This is a genomic window from Aeromonas sp. QDB30, from assembly GCF_027707645.1.
Classification (GTDB): domain Bacteria; phylum Pseudomonadota; class Gammaproteobacteria; order Enterobacterales; family Aeromonadaceae; genus Aeromonas; species Aeromonas caviae.
This window is the reverse complement of sequence record NZ_JAPCIY010000005.1, coordinates 79,168-99,163: the sequence shown is the minus strand read 5'-3', so window position 1 is coordinate 99,163 and position 19,996 is coordinate 79,168. Positions and strand designations below refer to the sequence as shown.

17 protein-coding genes are annotated in these 19,996 nt (G+C 63.2%); 12 read left to right on the top strand and 5 right to left on the bottom strand.

Annotated elements, in window-relative coordinates; all coding sequences use genetic code 11:
- Positions 1 to 112: 112 nt before the first annotated feature.
- Positions 113 to 1,594: a L,D-transpeptidase family protein gene (locus tag PG896_RS02880; protein WP_045523555.1), complete on the bottom strand. Its 1,482-nt coding sequence runs from the start codon at positions 1,592 to 1,594 to the stop codon at positions 113 to 115.
- A 91-nt stretch (positions 1,595 to 1,685) separates the two neighbouring features.
- Positions 1,686 to 2,453: a substrate-binding periplasmic protein gene (locus PG896_RS02875; protein WP_202006985.1), complete on the bottom strand. Its 768-nt coding sequence runs from the start codon at positions 2,451 to 2,453 to the stop codon at positions 1,686 to 1,688.
- Positions 2,454 to 2,762: 309 nt separating this feature from the next.
- Between PG896_RS02875 and PG896_RS02870 the strand changes: the two genes are divergently transcribed.
- The 5 genes from PG896_RS02870 (at position 2,763) to PG896_RS02850 (ending at position 8,289) form a co-directional block, all read left to right on the top strand.
- Complete coding sequence (locus PG896_RS02870) at positions 2,763 to 3,308, top strand: hypothetical protein (RefSeq protein ID WP_010673441.1); 546 nt, start codon at positions 2,763 to 2,765, stop codon at positions 3,306 to 3,308.
- A gap of 57 nt (positions 3,309 to 3,365) precedes the next feature.
- The gene (locus tag PG896_RS02865) at positions 3,366 to 4,424 is read left to right on the top strand and encodes a glycosyltransferase family 2 protein (RefSeq protein WP_041214702.1); all 1,059 of its coding nucleotides are present in this window, start codon (positions 3,366 to 3,368) and stop codon (positions 4,422 to 4,424) included.
- Positions 4,421 to 4,792 carry a GtrA family protein gene (locus PG896_RS02860; RefSeq protein WP_270835359.1) on the top strand — a complete coding sequence of 124 codons (372 nt, stop codon included), beginning with the start codon at positions 4,421 to 4,423 and terminating at the stop codon, positions 4,790 to 4,792. Before PG896_RS02865 ends, PG896_RS02860 begins: the two co-directional genes overlap by 4 nt.
- Entirely contained in the window at positions 4,792 to 5,958 is a 1,167-nt protein-coding gene (locus tag PG896_RS02855; RefSeq protein WP_029313951.1) for a membrane protein, read from the top strand. Before PG896_RS02860 ends, PG896_RS02855 begins: the two co-directional genes overlap by 1 nt.
- Before the next feature lie 207 nt (positions 5,959 to 6,165).
- Positions 6,166 to 8,289, top strand: coding sequence for an alpha-amylase (locus PG896_RS02850; protein ID WP_270835358.1), 2,124 nt, complete (start codon positions 6,166 to 6,168; stop codon positions 8,287 to 8,289).
- Between the two features lie 63 nt (positions 8,290 to 8,352).
- On the opposite strand, the gene PG896_RS02845 is transcribed toward PG896_RS02850, so the two are convergent.
- Positions 8,353 to 8,979, bottom strand: a complete 627-nt coding sequence (locus PG896_RS02845) for a glutathione S-transferase (protein ID WP_049636285.1) — start codon at positions 8,977 to 8,979, stop codon at positions 8,353 to 8,355.
- 158 nt (positions 8,980 to 9,137) lie between these two features.
- On the opposite strand from PG896_RS02845, the gene PG896_RS02840 reads away from it, so the two are divergent.
- From PG896_RS02840 to PG896_RS02825, 4 genes are all read left to right on the top strand, one after another.
- Positions 9,138 to 9,782 (top strand): response regulator transcription factor, encoded by a 645-nt coding sequence (locus PG896_RS02840; protein WP_041214700.1) that lies wholly within the window; start codon positions 9,138 to 9,140, stop codon positions 9,780 to 9,782.
- A gap of 375 nt (positions 9,783 to 10,157) precedes the next feature.
- A complete protein-coding gene (locus PG896_RS02835; protein ID WP_048208163.1) occupies positions 10,158 to 10,739 on the top strand; it encodes a TetR/AcrR family transcriptional regulator in 582 nt (193 codons plus the stop codon).
- A gap of 72 nt (positions 10,740 to 10,811) precedes the next feature.
- A complete protein-coding gene (locus PG896_RS02830; protein WP_048208776.1) occupies positions 10,812 to 11,669 on the top strand; it encodes an alpha/beta hydrolase in 858 nt (285 codons plus the stop codon).
- Positions 11,670 to 11,786: 117 nt separating this feature from the next.
- On the top strand, positions 11,787 to 12,947 hold the full coding sequence (locus PG896_RS02825) for a patatin-like phospholipase family protein (protein ID WP_270835357.1): 1,161 nt from the start codon (positions 11,787 to 11,789) through the stop codon (positions 12,945 to 12,947).
- Between the two features lie 27 nt (positions 12,948 to 12,974).
- Here PG896_RS02825 and PG896_RS02820 read toward each other — a convergent pair whose 3' ends face one another.
- The gene (locus PG896_RS02820) at positions 12,975 to 14,735 is read right to left on the bottom strand and encodes a cation:proton antiporter domain-containing protein (RefSeq protein WP_161470571.1); all 1,761 of its coding nucleotides are present in this window, start codon (positions 14,733 to 14,735) and stop codon (positions 12,975 to 12,977) included.
- A gap of 187 nt (positions 14,736 to 14,922) precedes the next feature.
- Here PG896_RS02820 and PG896_RS02815 point away from each other — a divergent pair, with 187 nt between their 5' ends.
- Entirely contained in the window at positions 14,923 to 15,849 is a 927-nt protein-coding gene (locus PG896_RS02815) for a GGDEF domain-containing protein (RefSeq protein ID WP_039039444.1), read from the top strand.
- Positions 15,850 to 15,891: 42 nt separating this feature from the next.
- On the opposite strand, the gene tilS is transcribed toward PG896_RS02815, so the two are convergent.
- The gene (gene tilS, locus PG896_RS02810) at positions 15,892 to 17,226 is read right to left on the bottom strand and encodes a tRNA lysidine(34) synthetase TilS (RefSeq protein ID WP_109422218.1); all 1,335 of its coding nucleotides are present in this window, start codon (positions 17,224 to 17,226) and stop codon (positions 15,892 to 15,894) included.
- 129 nt (positions 17,227 to 17,355) lie between these two features.
- Between tilS and PG896_RS02805 the strand changes: the two genes are divergently transcribed.
- Both PG896_RS02805 and PG896_RS02800 read left to right on the top strand, forming a co-directional pair.
- On the top strand, positions 17,356 to 19,386 hold the full coding sequence (locus tag PG896_RS02805) for a M13 family metallopeptidase (protein ID WP_270835356.1): 2,031 nt from the start codon (positions 17,356 to 17,358) through the stop codon (positions 19,384 to 19,386).
- A 112-nt stretch (positions 19,387 to 19,498) separates the two neighbouring features.
- Positions 19,499 to 19,936, top strand: coding sequence for a PliI family lysozyme inhibitor of I-type lysozyme (locus PG896_RS02800; RefSeq protein WP_010673427.1), 438 nt, complete (start codon positions 19,499 to 19,501; stop codon positions 19,934 to 19,936).
- The last annotated feature ends 60 nt before the right edge of the window (positions 19,937 to 19,996 follow it).

Sequence of the window (19,996 nt, the reverse complement as noted above, 5' to 3'; positions counted from 1 at the left end):
CAAAGCCAAACCACAGAAGTATGCGACGAGAAAACCTAGTAAAAACAATGCCAGTCAGGCTTAACTGACTGGCATTACGGCACGGGCCGGGCTTTTCACTCTGTGGCAAGGATCACAGCAAGCGGCTTTGATAGCTGACTCTGTCGAATCCGTAGATATCGTTGCGCAGTTGCTGACGTCCCTCTTCATCAATCCAGCTGCTCCAGTAGACGGTAAACACCGGGATAGGGTTGCTCAGGGGCAGCCACTTGGTCTGGGTCTCTTTCAGGATGCTGGCCACCTTGTCCGGCTGATAGCGGGAGTCCGCCAGCAGCAACTCCGCCAGATCGTCGGCGTGTTCCACCCGGATGCAACCCGAGCTGAAAGCACGGGCCCCCTGCTCGAACAGCGCCTTGCGCGGGGTGGAGTGGAGATAGATGGCATCGTTGTTGGGCAGATAGAACTTGTAGCGACCCAGGGCATTGTGATCCCCCGGCTTTTGCCGCAACCGGTAAGGGAAACCCGAGGCCAGCGCATGGTGCCAGCCATCTTCGCTGAACTGCACCGGATTGCCCTCGCCGTCGATCACCTCGAACTGTTCGCGATCCAGGTAGGCAGGATCGCGCCCGAGCTTGGGCAGAATGTCCTTGCTCAGGATGGAGCGCGGCACGTGCCAGGCCGGGTTCAGCACGATGGAGCGGATCTCGCTGGCGAGGATGGGGGTGGCCCGCTGCTCCTTGCCGACGATGACCCGACTGGTGAAGACCTCGCTGCCAGACTCCACCACGCTCAGGCGGTAGTCCGGAATGTTGACCAGCACATAGCGACCGGCAAGGTGATCCACCAGATCACGGCGCCACAGGTTGCGTACCAGCAGGCTGGCGCGCACCTCGGGGCCGGTATTGAGCCAGCTGCGGGTCTGACGGCCGATGATGCCGTCGGCCGTCAGGCCGTGGCGGCGCTGGAACTGCTTGATGGCCTGTTCGGTCTCGGGATCGTAGAGGCTGTCCTGGTGAGTCGGGGCACTGTCCCCCAGTTCGTTCAGGATGGAGCGGATCTGGCCGAGCTCGGTCGAGCTCTCCCCGGCCCGCAGGGTCGGCATGGAGAGAGTGGGCCAGTGCTTGGCCATGGGCATGGCCAGCAGCTTGCGCACTTCTTCGCGCACGGCGTCGTATTCCGCCACCTGTGGCCTGAGTTGCCTGACCTGCTCCAGCAGATTGTCTCCCTGGGGGGCATGGGCCAGGGGGCGGTTCAGATCCAGCTTGAGGGTCTGCATCTGTTCGCGCGCGACCAGATCCATCCCTCGCCAGGCCTGCTGGAACCGGGCCAGCTTGCCAAAGGCCTCATCGTAGAGGGCACCGCGCCGATCCGCCGGGGTCTTTTGCAACTGCTGCCAGAGGCGGTAGAAATCCGGATGCAGCTGGGCCAGCACCGCTTCCTGCAACTGCTGTTCAAGCTCATGACGAGCCTGCTCGGCCACCTCGTTCTGATACCAGTCATGCTGAATGCTGGGACTGGCCACTACCGCCTGTTCCGTGCTGGCATGAACCATGCTGGCCGGCCAGCAGCCCAGCCAGATGAGATTCGCCAATGCCAACCAATACTTCTTACCCATGCTTCTTACCACGCTTGCCTCAAATCGGTTCATTTCGGCCTGTCAGGCGCGACGGTCAGGTCCCCATGATGCGTGAATGCTGGCGACTTTGCTAGCGGACGGAGGTGTAACGACGCCAGATGAGTTCCAGCTCACCGCTGTCACCGACGGCCACTATCGCCTCGTTGAACCGCGCTACGAATTCCCCGGACAGGGTCTTCTTGCTCAACATGAAAAAGGTGGGCGTCTCATGGATCGCCATGGTGTGGGGGACGACCGCATCCGACAGCCCCTCTCTCTTCAGACCCCAGGGCGTGGCCAGACTATCCCCGAGAAAACCGTCTATCCGCCCAAGCAGCAGCTTGCGATAGTTTTGCACATCGTTGACCTCGCTCACCTGGTTGCGGTATCGCTGCAGAACCTTGGTGATTTCCGGGCCGTAATAGTAGTCCCTGGTCACACCGAGGCGATGCCCGTGGGCCAGCCAGCTCGCCAGATCCGACTCCTCACCGGTACCGGATTTGCGTACCCAGAGCGATGTCCGGCCCGGGTTGTAGGGGATGGAGAACCAGGCATAACGCGCCCTCTCATCAGCAAAATACGCCTCCATCACGATGTCCAGCCGACCCCGCTCAAGATCGTGCAACCCCCGCTTCCAGGGACGCTCCACATAGACCAGACGACAACCCAGCCGAATCGACACGGCATTGAGGTAGTCGACCGCAAATCCACGCAGTTCCCGACGTGCTCCCTCTTGCTGGTAATAGTGGTATGGGGGCCAGTCATCGAAACCGACGCGAAGGGGGGAGGAGCAGAACGATTGCGCCCACAACGGTTGGAGGGGCAGACAGCAGAACACACACAGAGAGAAGAGTCTCATGGGTCATCCTTGACGACGGGACAGGCCATCTTAATTCTGCCTGGGTGAAATGGCGACAGATCCTGCCACAACAAAGCACAATATCAGCCGTTTGCCTGATGCGCCCCAGGTGGCGGCAGACAGGTTGGCGCCGAAAAAGCCACAATCAAGAAGAGGAAGCAAACGACCCCAAAGCCCCTTGGTAAGCAGGGTGATTGAGGGTTAATATGTGAGCAAATATATTTTTGTGATCCACTATGCTTTTTTTGCAATTGGATTAGCATATGCGCGAAATCTGCCTATCAATCTGTCGGGCGTCGAGTGAGTAATATGACCTACAAAAAGTTCGGTTTTCTGGCTGCCATCCTGGCACTGAGCGGTTTCTACCTTTATACCCTCTATCTGGCCGCTCACCCCAACGTGAGCCTGGCTTACAAGCTCTATTACCTGGAAGGCAAGACCCGTTTCTGGGAGCACAACTCCAGCATGACCTACCAGCCCGGCAACGAACTCAACCTGACCAAGCCGAGCCGCTTCCTCTCAAGCGAAGGCTGGGCCAAGAAGCCCAGCGAGCAAGGCACCGAGCTGAGCGGTCAGGGCGGTCTCTATTTCGTGCTGCCCAAGCAGCAGGCCCAGCCGGAGCAGCTCACCATCCAGGCCAGGATCAACAGCCCTCAGGCTGGCGCCCTGCTCAAGGTGGCGCTGGGTCATGATTTCACCACCACGGTCAAGCTGGCCAAGGCGGGCATCAACGAGATCCGCCTCAGCCTGCCGGGCGACTCCCTGACCGCCGATCCCAAGCGTCCCAACTTCCTGGCGCTCTCCGCCCCGACACCGCTCAACGTCCAGTCCGTGCGACTGACCGTGGCTCAGTGAAGCGGAATGCCCCAAGTATCTGTTCCGTAAAATAATTCTTTTAATAAGGAAGTTCCCATGTCCCGTGCCGATTTTCGACTCTCTCTGGTCGTTCCCGTTTACAACGAGGAAGAGAGCATAGACGCCTTCATCAGCGCGATAGATACCGAACTGGCCCCGCTCAAAGACCAGCTTGAAATCGTGTTCGTCAACGATGGCAGCCGTGACCGCACCCGTGAGGTGGTCGAGCAGGCCATCGCCCGGGATCCCCGTGTGACCCTGGTCAACCTGGCCCGCAACTTCGGCAAGGAAGCGGCCATGACCGCCGGCCTGCACCAGGCCAAGGGCGACGCCATCGTCCCCATGGACGTGGACCTGCAGGATCCCCCCTCTCTCATTCTGGAGTTCGTCAAGCTGTGGCAGACCGGCGACTATGACACCGTCTACGGCATCCGGGTGGATCGCAGCGCCGACACCCCGATGAAACGCCTCACCGCCGGTGGCTTCTACCGCTTCTTCAACGCCCTCTCCACCAGCACCAAGCTGCCGGAGAACGCCGGTGACTTCCGCCTCATCGATCGCAAGGTGGTCGAGGCCATCAAGCAGTTGCCGGAGCGCAACCGCTTCATGAAGGGGCTGTTCGCCTGGGCCGGTTTTCGCGCCGTCGGCGTTCCCTACGAGCGCCCGGCCCGCCATGCCGGCGAAACCAAGTTCAACTACTGGAAGCTGTGGAACTTCGCCCTTGACGGCCTGATGAGCTTCTCCAGCTGGCCGCTGCGGGTGTGGAGCTACATCGGGGTCGGTGTCTCCTTCATCGCCTTCCTCTATATCCTCAAGATCATCACCCAGGTGCTCTTCTTCGGCATCGACGTGCCCGGTTACGCCTCCCTGATGTCGGTCATGCTGTTCCTCGGCGGCATCCAGCTGCTGTCGCTGGGCATCATCGGCGAGTACATCGGCCGCATGTTCGTCGAGGTGAAACAGCGCCCCGTCTACCTCATCGAAGGGGTCTACGGCCAGTACGCCAAGCAGGATGAAGAGCAGAAGCAGGAAGTGCCCACCACCAGCAAGAAGGGCGCTGGCAAGAAGGCCGCCGCGAAAGCCGCTGATGATCAGCAGGAGCAGGCGTCTCAATGATCTCCCGCGAGGAATTCTGGCGGCTGGTTCGCTTCGGTTTTGTCGGCGGGGGGGCCACCCTCGTCGATCTGGGTACCTCCATCGCCCTGTTTCATACCTGGCCGGCCATCTCCGAGCACCTGGTCACGACCTTGGCCTTTACCGTGGCGTTCTGGTTCTCGTTCTTCGGCCATCGCTACATCACCTTTCAGAAACAAGGTGCCGCCAGCAAGTTCCTGCTGGTTGCCCTCTTCTCTCTGGCGGTGCGTAACCTCATCCTGAGCGGTCTGCTGTTTGCCGGTCTCTCCGGTCTGTTGCCGGTGGTGATCGCCACCCTGACAGTCACCGTGCTCACCTACGTTCTCTCCCGTATCTGGGTTTTTGCCTGATGAATGATATGACCAATACCGCCCCGTCAACCGGGGCTGCACTCCCCTATCGCCCGTCACTGCGCATCAGCGGCCGCGACTGGCTGATGATTGTCGCCGCCTTTGTGCTGAGCCGGGTGGCGCTCTATGGCATGGGCTATTTCGGCGTCCAGCTCTATGGCGCCACCGACATCGGGCCGCTGCAAGCCTACTGCCAGTTCGACTGCGTCTGGTTCCAGCGCATCATCGAGAATGGTTACGACCTCTATCCACGCTGGTTGAGCAAGGGCAATGCGGCGAACTGGGCCTTCATGCCCCTCTATCCCATGCTGGCCGGCGGTCTCTCCAGCCTGTTTGACATGGAGAGCCTCATCGGCCTGATGCTGGTGGCCAACATCGCCTTCTTCATTAGCCTGCCCCTGATGCTGCTGGTGCTGCGCCAGCTCAAGCTCGGGGACGACACCGCCCGCTTCGGGGTCTGGCTGCTGGCCTTCTCCCCCTTCTCCGCCTATTTCGTCTCCGGCTATACCGAGCCCATGTTCATGGCCTTGATGCTGGGAATGTTCCTGTTCGCCTACCGCGAACAGTGGCTCATGGTCGCCTTCCTCGGCATCTTCATCTCCGCCACCCGCAACCTGGGGGTGATGATGGTGTTCCCGGTGCTGATCCTGGCCCTGCAGGCCTACGGCTGGCGCGAGTTCTTCCGCTTCACCGAGCGGGCCTTCAAGGTGGTGTTCACCCTCTGGCTCATTCCCCTCGGCCTCTTCTCCTACATGGTCTATCTCTATCACCTCACCGGGGATGCCCTTGCCTTCAAGCACATCCAGGTGGCCTGGGGCCGCTATATGGACAGCCCCCTGGACTGGTGGCTGAGCGGCTTCGAGCTGGGGGGGCGCAAGGCCTATCTCTCCATCATGGTGATCTTCGGCTGGTGCCTGAATGGCTACCTGTTCAGCCAGAAACGCTGGGCCGAAGCGACCCTGATGTTCATCTGCTGCACCATCCCCCTGATGACCGGCCTCAACGCCATGCCCCGCTACATGTTCGGCCTCTATCCGACCCTGCTGGCCATCGTGCTGCTGGCCCATCGCTGGCCTGCCATCCGCCCTGCGGTGCTCTGCATCAGCGGCATGGTTGCCTCCTTCATCGCGGTGGCCTTCGTCAACTTCAAGTTCTTCACCGTGTGACGCCACCCCGAATGCCTACAAGCCGGTCAACTGACCGGCTTTTTTCATGGCCGCGACACCCGGTTCACACTTTTCCATTCTTGAAAACGTAACCATTTGAACTGACGTCACAAATCGGTATTTTACCGGTCCAAGCCTGCCCCAGCGCGCCCTAGAATGAGTGCCTCAACGGACCCTGCTCCTCACACTCTGCTCAAGGAATGGCTTATGCGTCTCTCTTCGCGCCCCGCTCTTCGCCCATCACCCCTGTGGCTGGCCGTGCTCGCCACACCGCTGTTCATCAGTCAGGCGATGGCCGCCCCCGAGGTCTATCTCCATGTGGATGGCAAACCGGTGGCCGAGGCGCTGACGCTGGACAAGGGCACCGTCACCCTGACCCACAGACTGGACAAGGGTAGCCACCAGATCCGCATCAGCGATGCGGGCAACAGCTGCGGCACCAGCTTCGGGCCAACCGAGGCCAGGCCCCTTCCCTTCGGCACTGCCCAGCCCATGGACAAGTGCAGCAAGGGGACAGACTTCAATCTGAGGGTGATGCTGGCGGGGGACTACGAGTTCACCTTCAACCCCGATACCCCCAGCCTCAAGGTGTTGCGGGCAACCAAAAAGAGCGAGTTCAAACGCCAGCCCCCGGAAGAGCCCTGCATCAGCTGGGATGGCGGCCCGGTCACGACATCACTCAAGGGCGTCTGGCCCGACGGCACCCGGTTGCGGGATGCCTACTCGGGACAGGAAGCCGTGGTCAAGGGCGGCAAGATCACCCTGACACCGAGCAAGGAGAGCGGCGGCCTGCTGCTGCTCGAGCCGGTCAAGGCCGCCAAGCCTGCTCCCTTCAGCTGGGATCAGGCGAGCGTCTATTTTCTGCTGACCGACCGCTTCCACAACGGCGATCCTGCCAATGATCACAGCTTCGGTCGTCAGAAGGATGGTCAGGACGAAGTGGCCACCTGGCATGGCGGTGACTTCAAGGGGCTGACCGAGAAGCTCGACTACATCAAGCAACTCGGCATCAACGCCATCTGGATCACCCCCATGGTGGAACAGGTCCACGGCTTCATCGGCGGTGGCGAACAGGGGAACTTCCCCTTCTACGCCTACCACGGCTACTGGGCGCTCGACTTCACCAAAATCGACCCCAACTACGGCGACGAAGAGAGCCTGAAAACCCTGGTGGACGAGGCCCACAAGCGCGGCATGCGGATCATCCTCGACGTGGTGATGAACCACGCAGGCTACGCCACCCTCGCCGACTTGCAGGATCTGGGGCTCACCGATCTCACCCAGAACACCGGCAAGCTGCCGAGTCGCTGGAACGAATGGCGCCCGAGCGGCGGCCTCAACTGGCATGGCTACAACCAGTTCATCGACTACCAGTCATCCCACTGGGACAAGTGGTGGGGCCCTGACTGGGTGCGCGCAGGCCTGCCCGGCTACCCGCAACCCGGCACCGACGACGTCACCGGCTCGGTGGCGGGACTGCCGGACTTCCTGACCGAATCCACCAGATCGGTGGGGCTGCCACCGCTGCTCGCTGCCAAAAAAGACACCAGGGCCAAGGCCCTGCCCAACGCCACCGTGACCGATTACCTCATTGCCTGGCACACCGACTGGGTGCGCCGCTTCGGCATCGACGGCTTCCGTGCCGACACCGTCAAGCACCTGGAGCCCGCGGTCTGGGCCAGGCTCAAGCAGGCGGGCACCGACGCGCTCAAGGAGTGGAAGGCCGCCAACCCGGGCAAGGCCCTCGATGACCTTCCCTTCTACATGGTGGGCGAGGTGTGGGATCACGGGGTCGCCAAGGACTTCTGGTACCAGCACGGCTTCGATTCCCTGATCAACTTCGACTACCAGCGTGAATTCGCCCTGCCCCAGGCCCAGTGCATGGCGGGGGCAGAGCCCACCTATGCGAGCTACGCCAGCCGCATCAACCAGGATCCCGAGTTCAACGTGCTGAGCTACATCAGCTCCCACGACACCAAGCTCTTCTTCGGCGACTATCAGGACGTGGCGCTGCAACGGCGGGTGGCCAACAGCTTCATGCTGCTGCCGGGGGGCATCCAGATCTACTATGGCGACGAGTCCGGCCGGGGACTGGCCAAGGATGGCGGCGTGTTCGATCAGAGCGTGCGCTCGGACATGAACTGGCAGGAGCTGGCGAGTGGCGAGAAGGCGGAGCTGGTCAAGCACTGGCAACGGCTCGGCCAGTTCCGTGCCGCCCACCCTGCCATCGCGGCGGGCAGCCACAAGAAGATTTCCGATGTCCCCTATGGCTTCGTGCGGGAGAAAGGAGAAGACAAAGTGGTCGTGGTCTTCGCGGGTCGGCAGAAATAGCGACCTGGCCTGAATAAAAAGGGGAGCCGATGGCTCCCCTTTTTTGTCTTGCCGACGCCCGCATCAATCAGACTGGCGGGCCGCCTTTGGCCACTGCAACCTCGCCCTGAGCAGGGTTTCCTGCCACAGGGGCCAGGCCAGCAAAGCCTGCTGATAGGCGCCAGCCTGACCGGGCAGCGAAATGCCATAGCTTGCCAGTCGATAGGCCATCACCGCATAGAAGGCATCCAGAATGCTCGCCTCGTCGAAATAGAAGGGCCCCCGCGCCTGGGACCAGAGAGTCTGCAACCGGGCCAGCTCGTCGATGACCTCCACCGGCGGTTCACTCTGGGTGGGCGCCCCCAGGAAGAAGGGCAGCAGGGTGCGGATCTGACGAAAACCGGCGTGCAGCTCGGCGCACAGGCTGCGGGCCAGGGCCCGTTCGGCCTTGTCCACCGGATAAAGGTGGCGCTCCGGGCAACACTCGTGGATATATTCGGCGATGGCCAGAGAGTCGTGAATACGCAGCTCACCGTCGTCGAGCCAGGGCACCAGGCCGGCGGGGGCCGTGCGCTTGAGCCGTTGCAGCTCCTTGGCATCTTCCAGATCGAAGACCTGCTCCTGCCACTTGAGCCCGCTCATGGCAAGCACCAGCGCCGTTCTCATTGCCCAGGTGGAGCCCGTGCCCACCGTCAAAACCAGGGATCCCATCGATTGCCTCCTGCATGGGTTGTTTACTGGCCATCCCGCCGGCCCCGTGGCACGACATCCGATGACCACCTCACATTTGCGTACTGGCGGGTTTGACCCACTTGGGTAGCAGTGCTAGTTTGATTTTTCAAAACAATCAGTTAGCAACAATGTGAGCTATGGACAGCCAATTTACCATCGTCATCGCAGATGACCACCCCCTGTTTCGGGGCGCCCTCTATCAAGCGGTGCACATGGCCATCGACGACGCCAGATTGCTGGAGGCTGACTCCATCGACAGCCTGAGCCACCTGCTCGACGAACATCCCGACGTCGACCTGCTGCTGCTGGATCTCAAGATGCCGGGGGCCAACGGCTTCGAGGGGCTGGCCTATCTGCGCGGACATCACCCGGATCTCCCCATCGTCGTGGTCTCGGCCTCCGAGGATCCCGCCATCATCCAGCAGGTGCTGCGCCTGGGCGCGCTCGGCTTCATTCCCAAGTCCGTCCCCATGAAAGAGCTGGTCAGCGCCCTCAATACGGTGATCGGGGGGGACAACTGGGTGCCGGAAGGCATCTCCCTCCATCCCGAGCCCGGCGAAGGGCCCGATTTCGCCACCAAGCTGGCCAGCCTCACCCCCCAGCAATACAAGGTGCTCATCATGTTGCGGGATGGCAGCCTCAACAAACAGATCGCCTGGGAGCTCAACGTCTCCGAGGCGACCATCAAGGCCCATATCACCGCGATTTTCCGCAAACTCGGGGTCAAGAACCGCACCCAGGCGGTCATCGCCCTCCAGCAGATGGATATCAAGGACAGTTGAGCCCCTTGCCACCATCAGAGCCCATATCACTCCGCCTTCCGCAAACTCGGGGTCAAGCACCGCACCCAGGCGGTCATCGCCCTCCAGCAGATGGATATCAAGGACAGTTGAGCACCTTGTCACCATCAGAGCCCATATCACTCCGCCTTCCGCAAACTTGGGGTCAAGCACCGCACCCAGGCAGTCATCGCCCTGCAGCAAATGGGCATCAAGGACGACTGAGCTCGTCCCCGGCTGGCTTGTATCGAGCCAGCCCCCCTCCAACAGACTCTCTGGCACCCCGCGGCAGCCGGAAACGGCCTCCCTGCACCATTTGCGGCTCGACAATTAGCACGGTCGTACTTTATGCTGCCAGCCCAGAGAGAGGAGAGCCGGATGAGCAAGGGACGTCTGACCCGCGACACCATTTTGCAGACTGCATTCGAGCAGGCGAGCCAGCAGGGGCTGGAGAGCCTCACCATAGGCTCCCTCGCAACGGCCTGCGAGATGTCAAAAAGCGGTCTATTCGCCCACTTCCAGTCCCGCGACAACCTCCAAATCGCCGTGCTCACCTATTCCGCCGAGGTATTTCGTGAGCGGGTGATCCAGCCGGTGCGCCAACAGGGGCACGCCACCCAGCAGGAGAAACTGCTCGCCCTGTTGCAGGCCTGGCTGGCCTGGAACCAGAGTTTTGCCGGCCGCTGCATGTTCCTCGATGCCTGGACCTCCGCCCAGGAGGGTGAGGTCCAGCAGGCGGCACGCGAGCTGGTCCGTTTCTGGCTCGACTACCTGGCACGCCAGGTAGTGCAGGGGCAGACCAGAGGGGAGTGGCGCAGCGATCTCGATCCCTGGCGCGCCGTCTATCGTCTCTATGGCCTCTATCTCGGGGATCAGGTGTTCCATGCCCTGGGGCTCAGCGAGGATCCGGCCCGCCACTTCTGGCCCGAGGTGGAACAATTGCTGGCCAGCTGGCGCTGACCCGACGGGCTCTTCTTTTTAAAAACCCGCAAAAAAGCACGACCGTTCGCACACAAAAGACACAGGATGACCATGAGCAGCAAGATCTATTTCAACACACGCCGCTTCAGCCCGAGCAAGTTGCTGCTGGGCCTCGGCACCCGCCTGCATCACGTGCTCGCGCCCACCCACGCCAAGCGCACCGCCAGCAAGCTGCTGCTCACCCCGCAGCGGGCGACCCGGGACGTCGCAGCCCCGGCCGGCCTGGTCGAGCAGGCCATCCACACCAGTGAAGGGACCCTGATGAGCTACCGGCTCGGGCAGGGGCCGGTCTGGCTGCTGATGCACGGCTGGTCAGGCAGTGCCAGCCAGTTCTATCCGCTGATGAGCCATATCGCCGCCCAGGGCTATACGGCCCTCGCCTACGATCACCCCGCCCACGGCCGGAGTGAAGGGAACAGGGGCCACCTGCCCCGCTTCGTGCGCGCTTTCGACGAGATCCTCGAGCGGGTCGGCCCCGTCCAGGGCGTCGTCACCCACAGCATGGGGGGCGCCGTCACCCTCAGCAGCCGTCACCCTGCCATGGATGCGTTGCCGCTGCTGCTCATCTCCCCGGTGCTCGACTACGTGCCCCAGCTCTACGGCATGGTGGCGCGCTCCGGCTACTCCATCCGGCTGTTCGATGCGGTGGTCAAGGAGATAGAACACGAATACCAGCACCCGCTCAGCACGGTTGACCCCCTTGGCCGGCTAGCCCGGCGCAGCGGCGCCGCCCTCATCGTTCACGATGAGGAAGACCGCTTCGCCCCCCACCGGGACTCCCTGCGCGCGGCCCAGGATGGCCGCACCCGGCTGGTGAGCACCCGGGGGCTCGGCCATGGCCGTATTCTGGCAAGCCCTCCAGCCTTCGCCGCCTTCGATCAACTGAGCCAGACGCCCTTGGCAAACTGAAAAGGAAACGGGCCGCAAAAATTGAGCGTGCGGCCCATTTTTATCCGGTATACAACGTCTTATAGTTGAATTGCGCGGTGGCAACCCGCCCTGGCGATCACGATAAGGCGCACCCTCATGGCCAGACCCAATACTGCTCTTCTGCTGACCGGTGGTGGTGCCCGCGCCGCCTATCAGGTCGGCGTACTCAAGGCGGTGGCCGAACTCTACCCCCGCAACATCGGCATCCCCTTCCCCATTTTGTGCGGCACCTCGGCGGGGGCTCTCAACATCACGGCGCTGGCGTGCTACGCCTCCTGTTTCCATCTGGGGGTGCGCAAGCTGGAGTGGGTCTGGCGACGATTCGAGACCCACCACATCTTCGACTTCCACCCTTGCCAACTGCTGTGGCGCACCCTCTATCAGGGCTCTGCCGGCCTCATCACCCCCCAGAGCAACCGAGCCTTTCACCTGTTTGACAACGCCCCCCTGCGCCGTCTGCTGGATCAGCTCATCGACTATCACCGCATCGATGACAACATTCTCTACGGCAGCCTGGAGGCCATCGCCATCACGGCCTCCGACTATGATGACGGCCTCTCCACCACCTTCTTCCAGGGGCGGGCCGAACATCAGCCCTGGGAGCGCGCCAGACGACGTGGCCTGCGTACCCTGCTCACCTCGGATCACCTGCTGGCCTCGTCGGCGCTGCCCTTTGTCTTTCCCGCCACCCCCATCGGCGATCGCATCTACGGGGATGGCTCCATCCACCAGCTGAGCCCGCTCAGTCCCGCCATCCACCTGGGGGCGGAGAGGATCCTGCTGGTGACCCTGGACTCCCCTCACAGGGAGAACCCGACTCCCCGCCAGGGGCACCTGACCAGCTCCAACATCGCGAGCCATCTGCTCAACACCGTCTTCTCCGACACCCTTAATTCGGATCTGGAGCGGCTCGGGCGCATCAACCAGACCCTTTCCCTCATTCCGGCACGGGAGCGCAGTCGACTGAAACTGCGCCAGGTGGAGACCTGCGTGATCCGCCCCAGCCAGGATCTCGACCTCATCGCCCTCGAATACCTCCCACGGTTGCCGACCCAGCTGCGCCGTCTGCTGCGAGTGCTCGGGGTCAACGGCGAAGAGAGCAGCAGCCTGGCCAGCTTCCTGATGTTTGACCCCGGCTATTGCCAGCGGCTCATCAAGCTGGGATACCAGGACGCGCTGGATCACCGCCAGCGCATCGAGGCCTTCCTCGACCTGCCGGGCAGCGGGAGGCAGGTGCAATTTCGCGAAGAGGCCTGAGGGGCCTTATCTCATGGGAAGGAGATCCTAGCGTCCCTCCAGCAGGCGCTGCTCGGCCTGTTCCATGGCCACGGCCGTGCCGAAGAGCACCAGGGTATCTCCCGCCGCCAGCACCAGCTCGCGCCTGGGATCCAGGCTGCGCTCCCCGCGATGAATCGCCTTGATGCGCACCTCTCCCAGGGCGAGATCCCGCACCCTGTGTCCCACCGCCCAGGCCTGGTCGTGCAGCAGCACGGGATGCAGCCGCTCGAGCAGTTGATCCGTCTCCAGATTGCCCGCACTCTTGCCGCCCCAGTAGAAACCGTGCAGAAAGCGATACTGGCTGCTGCGCTCGTGCTCCATGCGCCGGATCACCCGGCCGATGGGAATGTCGCAGTTGAGCAGCAGGTGGGAGACCAGCATCAGGGCTCCCTCCTGGGATTCGGGGATCACCTCGAAGGCGCCGGCCTGCTCCCCCGCGAGCTTCGCCTCACTCACCCGCTCGGGATCGAGATCCAGGGCCAGGAAAGGTATCTCTTCGAGCTTGAGAAAGCGGGCACAGGTTTGGCCGGTGCGTCCGAACCCGGCGATGATGACGTGCTGGTGTTTGCTCAGGCCCGACTGGGCCACCTCGGCGCGAGAGAGCAGGGCACTGTCGGTGAGGGAGTGGGCAAGCCCCAGCGCCCGCAACACCAGCCAGGGGGTGAGGGCGATGGAGATGACACCGATGCCGATGAGCAGAGAGACCAGCTGGTGATCCAGCAAGCCGTGATGACTCGCCAGCGCCAGCAGCACAAAACCGAACTCCCCGACCTGGCTCAACATGATGCCAGCGGCCATGGCGTCGCGCTTGCGCTCCCCCATCAGGCGGCCCGCCAGCAATATGAGCAGCGACTTGCACAGGATTAGCCCCGTCACACAGGCCAGCACCTGCCACCAGGCGCCCGCCACCAGCGCCCAGTCCATGGTCATGCCGATGGTAATGAAGAAGAGCCCCATCAACACGTCGCGAAACGGCTTGATGTCCACTTCGAGCTGATGACGATAGTGGGACTCCCCCAGCATCATGCCCGCCAGAAAGGCACCGAGCGCCATGGAGAGCCCCATCCACTGGGTCAGGGAGGCCGCCAGCAATGCCACCAGCAGGGCACTCAGTACGAAGAGTTCGTCTGAACGTGCGCGCGCCACCTCGAAAAACAGCATGGGCAGCAGCCACTTCCCCACCGCCAGCAGCACGGATAGCGCAAACAACCCCTTGAGGGAGGCCCAGGCGACCTCCGCCAGCAGGGCGCTGCCCTGCACCTCGGGCTGGGCCAGGATGGGGATCATCACCAGCAGGGGCACCACGGCAAGATCCTGGAACAGCAGCACGCTCACCCCGAGCTGGGCTCGCCGGGTATGGAGCTGCTTGAGCTCGCCGAGCTGCTTGATCACCACGGCGGTGGAGGAGAGCGCCAGGGTGCCTGACACCACCAGCGCCTGGGCCAGGCTCAGCCCCCACCACCAGCCGAGCCCGAAAAACAGCAGTGAGGTGAGCAGCACCTGCAGGCTGCCGACCCCCAGCACCAGCTTGCGCATGGCGAGCAGACGCGGCAGGGAGAACTCGAGCCCGAGGGAGAACATCAGGAACACGATGCCAAGCTCCCCTATGGTCTGCATCATGGCCTGACCCGTGACGATGGCCACGCCATGGGGGCCGAGCAGCATGCCGGCAAACAGATAGGCAAGGATCACCGGCTGGCCGAGGCGCCGGAAAATGGCCACCAGCACAACGGCGAAGATCAGCAGGATCAACACATCGGCGTACACCCATCCCTCTCCTTCATCTGCCCGGCACCCTCTTCCCCGGAAGCACAGCGCCCGCTCCCCATATGGCACGCCACTCGCTCAGCGGCAGGGATTTCCCCTCCCGTTTCATCCCGTTAAGCCTAGCCAGCCCCCTTGTTTTTCATCGGACATATTTTAGGCACAGGGCTTGCAAGAGCCTGTGCAATGAATGGAGAGGTGTAAGGGCTGTAACGTGGAAAACACATCGTCATTGAACGGCTTCGGACATGGCATAGAGCAGTGGGTACAGCAGATGGAGCGGCTTGCGCCCTTGACCGGGCAGGACCGCTATCAGCAGATCGAGCAGTTGCTGGGGCAACGGGATCTTGACGCCCTGCTGGCAATCTTTGCCGAGCGGGTGGCAAACATTGTCCGGATCCACTCGCTCCAGTTCGACTGTGGCCAGCCCCATCCCCTCATCTCGCACCCGCCCCAGGCCAGGCTGACCCTGCATGCCTATCGCTTCGAGCTGCGGGGACGACACGAGCAGTTGCTCGGCCAGTTGCACTACGAGCTGGAGCACCCTCTGAGCGACGGCCAGAGGCGGTTGCTTGAGCAATATCATCAGCTGTTCAGCCTCCCCCTGCCCCTCTACTTGCGGCTGGATCGGCTGGAGCAGCAGGTGCGGCTCGACCACCTGACCGGGCTTGGCAATCGCGCCTACTTCGACGAGGCCATCGGCCGGGCGGTGGAGCAACACAGCCGGGAACCCCACGGCCTGGTGCTGGTGCTGCTGGATCTCGACAGATTCAAGCAGGTCAATGACACCTGGGGCCACCCGGTGGGCGACCTGGTGCTAAGCCGCTTCGCCCAGTTGCTGCAGGGGTGCATTCGCGGGACGGATCAGGCGTTTCGCCTCGGCGGGGACGAATTTGCCCTGCTGCTGCAACCCGCGGACCCCGAGGCCTGGCGCCCGGTCTGGCTGCGGTTGCAACATGTGCTCCACAGCCACAAGGAGCTCAGCGCCTTCTCGGTGGGGTGCAGCCTGGGAGCCGCCAGCTGGCAGTCGGGCATGGATGTGCAGCGCCTCTACGAGACGGCCGATACTCACCTTTACGCCCGCAAGAAAGCCGGGGGCTCCGGCCTGCCCGAATAGGGCATCACCCTTCACCTCCCGGCCCCCTGTCACTCTGCGATGTCAATCCGCATCCTGGGGGACGGGGGGCCGCCACTCCCACGCCACCCCCTCTTCTGGCGCCAGAAATCCGTCGCAGACAAAGAGCCCGGCCACCAGTGCCACCTGTTCACCGTAGTAGAGGATGGGAATGCGCCCCCGCTGCCAGGAGGGCACCCCGTACTCTTGCAAAAGCTTCTTGAGCCGCCGGCTGCCCACCCGCCCCACCGGTTTCAGCATGACGCCGGGGGCGACCTGAAAACGCACCGAGAGCGGCTCATCCTCCCTCGGTGTCCGCAACCCTTCGCCATCCGTTCTCCAGAGCCTGAACTGCCCAAGCCCGTCCGGCAGAGTGAGCGTCTCTTCCATCCCGATGGGCAGCACCTCCTCGCGGGGGGCGAGACCCGGCGCCACCAGGTACAGGCGCCCCTGATAGCGGCGGCACGCCAACCCTTGCAGGCTCAGCCTGGGGTTGGCGTCATCGCGCGCCAGCGCCACCTCCTGCCACAGCAGGCCCAGCAGCTCGCGGGAGGGCATCGCTCCCCCCTGACGGCGGATCCAGTGGCGCAGCAGGTTGTTGCGCCGCACGGGGGAGAGGGAGAGGAGTCCATCAATGCGCAGCCCTTCTCCCTCACCCACCGCCTGCCAGTCCGCCTCGGCCAGCTCGCTGATAAGCGCCTCCTGCTCGGCGCACAGGGCCATGGTGCGCGCCGTCGTCCGGGCCATGGCGGGCCAGCGGTCCTTGAGCAGGGGAATAATCTGCTGGCGCAGGAAGTTGCGGTCATAGCTCGGGTCCTCGTTGCTCTCATCCTCTACCCAGCCATAAGGAAGTGACTGCGCGGCTTGCGCCAGCTCGGCCCGGCTCATGTCGAGCAAGGGGCGCAACAGATGGCCTGCGGCAAAAGGCTGGCTCGCCACCATACCCGCCAGCCCGCGCAGACCGGCACCCCGCTTGAGCGCCAGCAGCAGGGTCTCCAGCTGATCGTCCTGATGGTGAGCGGTGAGCAGCCACTCCCCCTCCCCCAGGTGGGCGGCGAGTCGCTCATAACGCGCCGCCCGCGCCTGGGCCTCCAGGCTCTCCCCGTTGCCCCGACAGAGCTGCACCCGCTCCACGATGAGGGGCACCGCCAGTTGCCGGCACACCCCTTCGCAGTGAGCCACCCAGTCGTCGGCATGTGGGCTCAGGCCGTGATGAACGTGCAGGGCGTTCAGGGCGAGGCCGTGGGCGCGGGCAAAACGGGCCGCCAGCACCAGCAAGACGGTGGAGTCGAGCCCGCCGCTGAAAGCCACCAGCAGACCGCGGGAACCTTCCGGCGTGGGCAGGGTCTGACAAAAACGAGAATAAATACGAGAAATCATAGGCTTCCCCAATACGACCAGGCCGATCTTAGCAGAGTCGGGCTTATCAAGCGCTAACCCGGCTGCTAGAGTGAATCGCTCCCTGCGTGGGCAAGGAAGCCATATAACCCGAATTGGAATAAAACCATAATGAACAACAAGAAACACATCCTGGCCACCCTCGTCGGGCTGGCCCTGCTGGCCGGTTGCAGTCAGGCACCGAGCCAACCGGACAAACACTCCGGCCTTGCGCTGGCCAACATGGACACCAGCGTCAAGCCTGGTGACGACTTCTTCCGCTACGTGAACGGCCACTGGCTCGCCACGGCCAAGATCCCCGATGACAGGCCCGCCGACGGCGCCTTCTACCTGCTGCGGGACAAATCCCTGGCGGACGTGCGAGTGCTGGTGGAGGGGCTGGATGGCAAAGCCGCCACCGGCACCCCGGCCCAGCAGATCCACGACCTCTACCAGAGCTATCTGGATCAGGCCGCCCGCAACGCCAAGGGCACCACGCCCCTGCTGCCGATGCTGAGCGAGATAGAGCAGATCAGCACGCCGCAGGATCTCGCCCGCGCCTTCGCCCAGAGCGCCCGCACCGGTGGCGGCTCCCCCTTCGGTTTCTGGATAGACGCCGACGCCAAATCCCCTGACAGCTATGCCGTCTACCTCTACCAGGCCGGCCTCGGCCTGCCGGATCGGGACTACTACCTCAAGCGCGACCCCAACAGCCAGGCGCTGCTGCACAAGTACGAGCAGCACATCGCCGCCATGCTGGCCCGCTTCGGTGAGACGGATGCCCAGGCCAAGGCGAAACGCATCCTGGCCCTCGAGACCAGGCTCGCCCAGATCCAGTGGGACAACGTGGCCCTGCGAGACAGAGAGAAGAACTACAACAAGGGACCGGTGAGCGAGCTGGGGCGCCTCGCCCCCGCCATCGACTGGGACGCCTACCTAGCCCAGGCCGGCCTTGCGGGACAGCAGAGCCTGGTCATCGGCCAGCCCACCTACCTCTCGGCCCTGAACGAGGTGATGCAGCAGACCCCGGTCGCTGACTGGCAGGCCTACCTCAAGTGGCAGCTCATCACCGATTACGCCCCCTACCTCGACAGCCAGACCGATGCCCAGAATTTTGCCTTCTTCGGCACCGCCCTGAGCGGCACGCCCAAGCAGCGCGCCCCCTGGGAGCGGGCCCTTGGGGTGCTGGACAACAATCTTGGGGAGGCGGTGGGCAAGCTCTATGTCGAGCGCTACTTCCCGCCAGCGGCCAAGGCCCGTATGGAGCAGCTGGTGGAGAACCTGCGCACCGCCTACGGCCAGAGCATCCAGGAGCTGGACTGGATGTCCCCGGCCACCAAGACCCAGGCCCTCGAGAAGCTCGCCAAGTTCAGACCCAAGATAGGCTACCCGGACAAGTGGAAGGACTACAGCGCCATCACCATTCGCCCCGACGATCTGGTGGGCAACCTGCAGCGGGCCCGCGCCTTCGAATACGCTGACAACCTGGCGCGCCTCGGCAAGCCGGTCGATCGGGACGAGTGGCACATGTCGCCCCAGACGGTGAACGCCTACTACAACCCGAGCAACAACGAGATCGTCTTCCCGGCCGCCATTTTGCAGCCCCCCTTCTTCGACATGACGGCGGACGATGCGGTCAACTACGGCGCCATCGGCGGGGTGATCGGCCACGAGATGGGCCACGGTTTTGATGATCAGGGGGCCAAATCCGACGGTGACGGCGTGATGCGCGACTGGTGGACGCCGGCGGACCTCAAGGAGTTTCGCTTTCGCACCAGCCGGCTGGTGGCCCAGTACAACCGCTTCGAGCCCATCAAGGGGCAGTACGTCAACGGCCAGTTCACCCTGGGGGAGAACATCGGCGATCTCGGCGGCCTCACCATCGCCCACAAGGCCTACCTGCTCTCCCTGGATGGCAAGGAGGCCCCAGTGCTGGACGGTTTTACCGGCGAGCAGCGCTTCTTCCTCGGCTGGGCCCAGGTGTGGAAGGGCATGTATCGCCCCGAGCTGATGCAGATGCTGCTCGCCTCGGATCCCCACTCGCCGCCGGAATACCGGGTCAACGGCGTGGTACCGAACATCCCCGCCTTCTACGAGGCGTTCAAGATCCAGCCCGGCGACAAGCTCTATCTGGACCCGGCCAAACGGGTCAAGATATGGTGATGACAACCCGGGCAGGGGGCGGCCGACCAGCGGCCCCCTGCCCGCTTCCGACGTGGCAGGGAAGCGTCCCCTGCTCGTCACAGACACACAAGCAGCAACAAGGGTCCTCTCCATGAAAGCCTTATTCCTTACTCTCGGCCTGCTCACCCTGCCCCTCGCCAGCCAGGCGGCGGACGGCTTCTTCAAGCAGCTGACACTCCCCTCCGGCCAGGTGGTGACCGTCAGCGAAGGGCGCGGCGAGCCCGCCTCCACCGGCAGCTACGACGTGCGCCTCTACTCCGGTGCCAACCCCCAGTTTCCGCTGGATCAGTTCATCGACGGCAAGGTGCTGCCGCGCGATGGCAGTATCAAGGAGATCAAGTTGCTGGATCTCAACGGCGACAAGCAGCCTGAAGTCATCGTCGTGGTGGAGAGCGCCGGCAGCGGCAGCTACCTGAGCGCCGACGCCCTCACCATCAATCCCCAGGAGGGGCTGGAGAGCTTCAACCACGTGGAAGGACTGGCACCCAGTGACGATGTGATTGAGGCCCTCAAGACCCCCCGCGACTGACAACCCCCACGCCCCGTATCACGGGGCGTTTTTTACCCCGCGCCTCCCGATGCGGTGCCC

Bases quoted from the DNA above. Each gene is read 5' to 3' on its own strand.
- PG896_RS02825 (WP_270835357.1), top strand. From the start codon at position 11,787: ATGGCCAGACCCAATACTGCTCTTCTGCTGACCGGTGGTGGTGCCCGC.
- PG896_RS02875 (WP_202006985.1), bottom strand. From the start codon at position 2,453: ATGAGACTCTTCTCTCTGTGTGTGTTCTGCTGTCTGCCCCTCCAACCG.
- PG896_RS02880 (WP_045523555.1), bottom strand. From the start codon at position 1,594: ATGGGTAAGAAGTATTGGTTGGCATTGGCGAATCTCATCTGGCTGGGC.
- PG896_RS02845 (WP_049636285.1), bottom strand. From the start codon at position 8,979: ATGGGATCCCTGGTTTTGACGGTGGGCACGGGCTCCACCTGGGCAATG.
- PG896_RS02850 (WP_270835358.1), top strand. From the start codon at position 6,166: ATGCGTCTCTCTTCGCGCCCCGCTCTTCGCCCATCACCCCTGTGGCTG.
- PG896_RS02815 (WP_039039444.1), top strand. From the start codon at position 14,923: ATGGAGAGGTGTAAGGGCTGTAACGTGGAAAACACATCGTCATTGAAC.
- PG896_RS02855 (WP_029313951.1), top strand. From the start codon at position 4,792: ATGAATGATATGACCAATACCGCCCCGTCAACCGGGGCTGCACTCCCC.
- PG896_RS02840 (WP_041214700.1), top strand. From the start codon at position 9,138: ATGGACAGCCAATTTACCATCGTCATCGCAGATGACCACCCCCTGTTT.
- PG896_RS02870 (WP_010673441.1), top strand. From the start codon at position 2,763: ATGACCTACAAAAAGTTCGGTTTTCTGGCTGCCATCCTGGCACTGAGC.
- tilS (WP_109422218.1), bottom strand. From the start codon at position 17,226: ATGATTTCTCGTATTTATTCTCGTTTTTGTCAGACCCTGCCCACGCCG.
- PG896_RS02860 (WP_270835359.1), top strand. From the start codon at position 4,421: ATGATCTCCCGCGAGGAATTCTGGCGGCTGGTTCGCTTCGGTTTTGTC.
- PG896_RS02865 (WP_041214702.1), top strand. From the start codon at position 3,366: ATGTCCCGTGCCGATTTTCGACTCTCTCTGGTCGTTCCCGTTTACAAC.
- PG896_RS02800 (WP_010673427.1), top strand. From the start codon at position 19,499: ATGAAAGCCTTATTCCTTACTCTCGGCCTGCTCACCCTGCCCCTCGCC.
- PG896_RS02805 (WP_270835356.1), top strand. From the start codon at position 17,356: ATGAACAACAAGAAACACATCCTGGCCACCCTCGTCGGGCTGGCCCTG.
- PG896_RS02835 (WP_048208163.1), top strand. From the start codon at position 10,158: ATGAGCAAGGGACGTCTGACCCGCGACACCATTTTGCAGACTGCATTC.
- PG896_RS02830 (WP_048208776.1), top strand. From the start codon at position 10,812: ATGAGCAGCAAGATCTATTTCAACACACGCCGCTTCAGCCCGAGCAAG.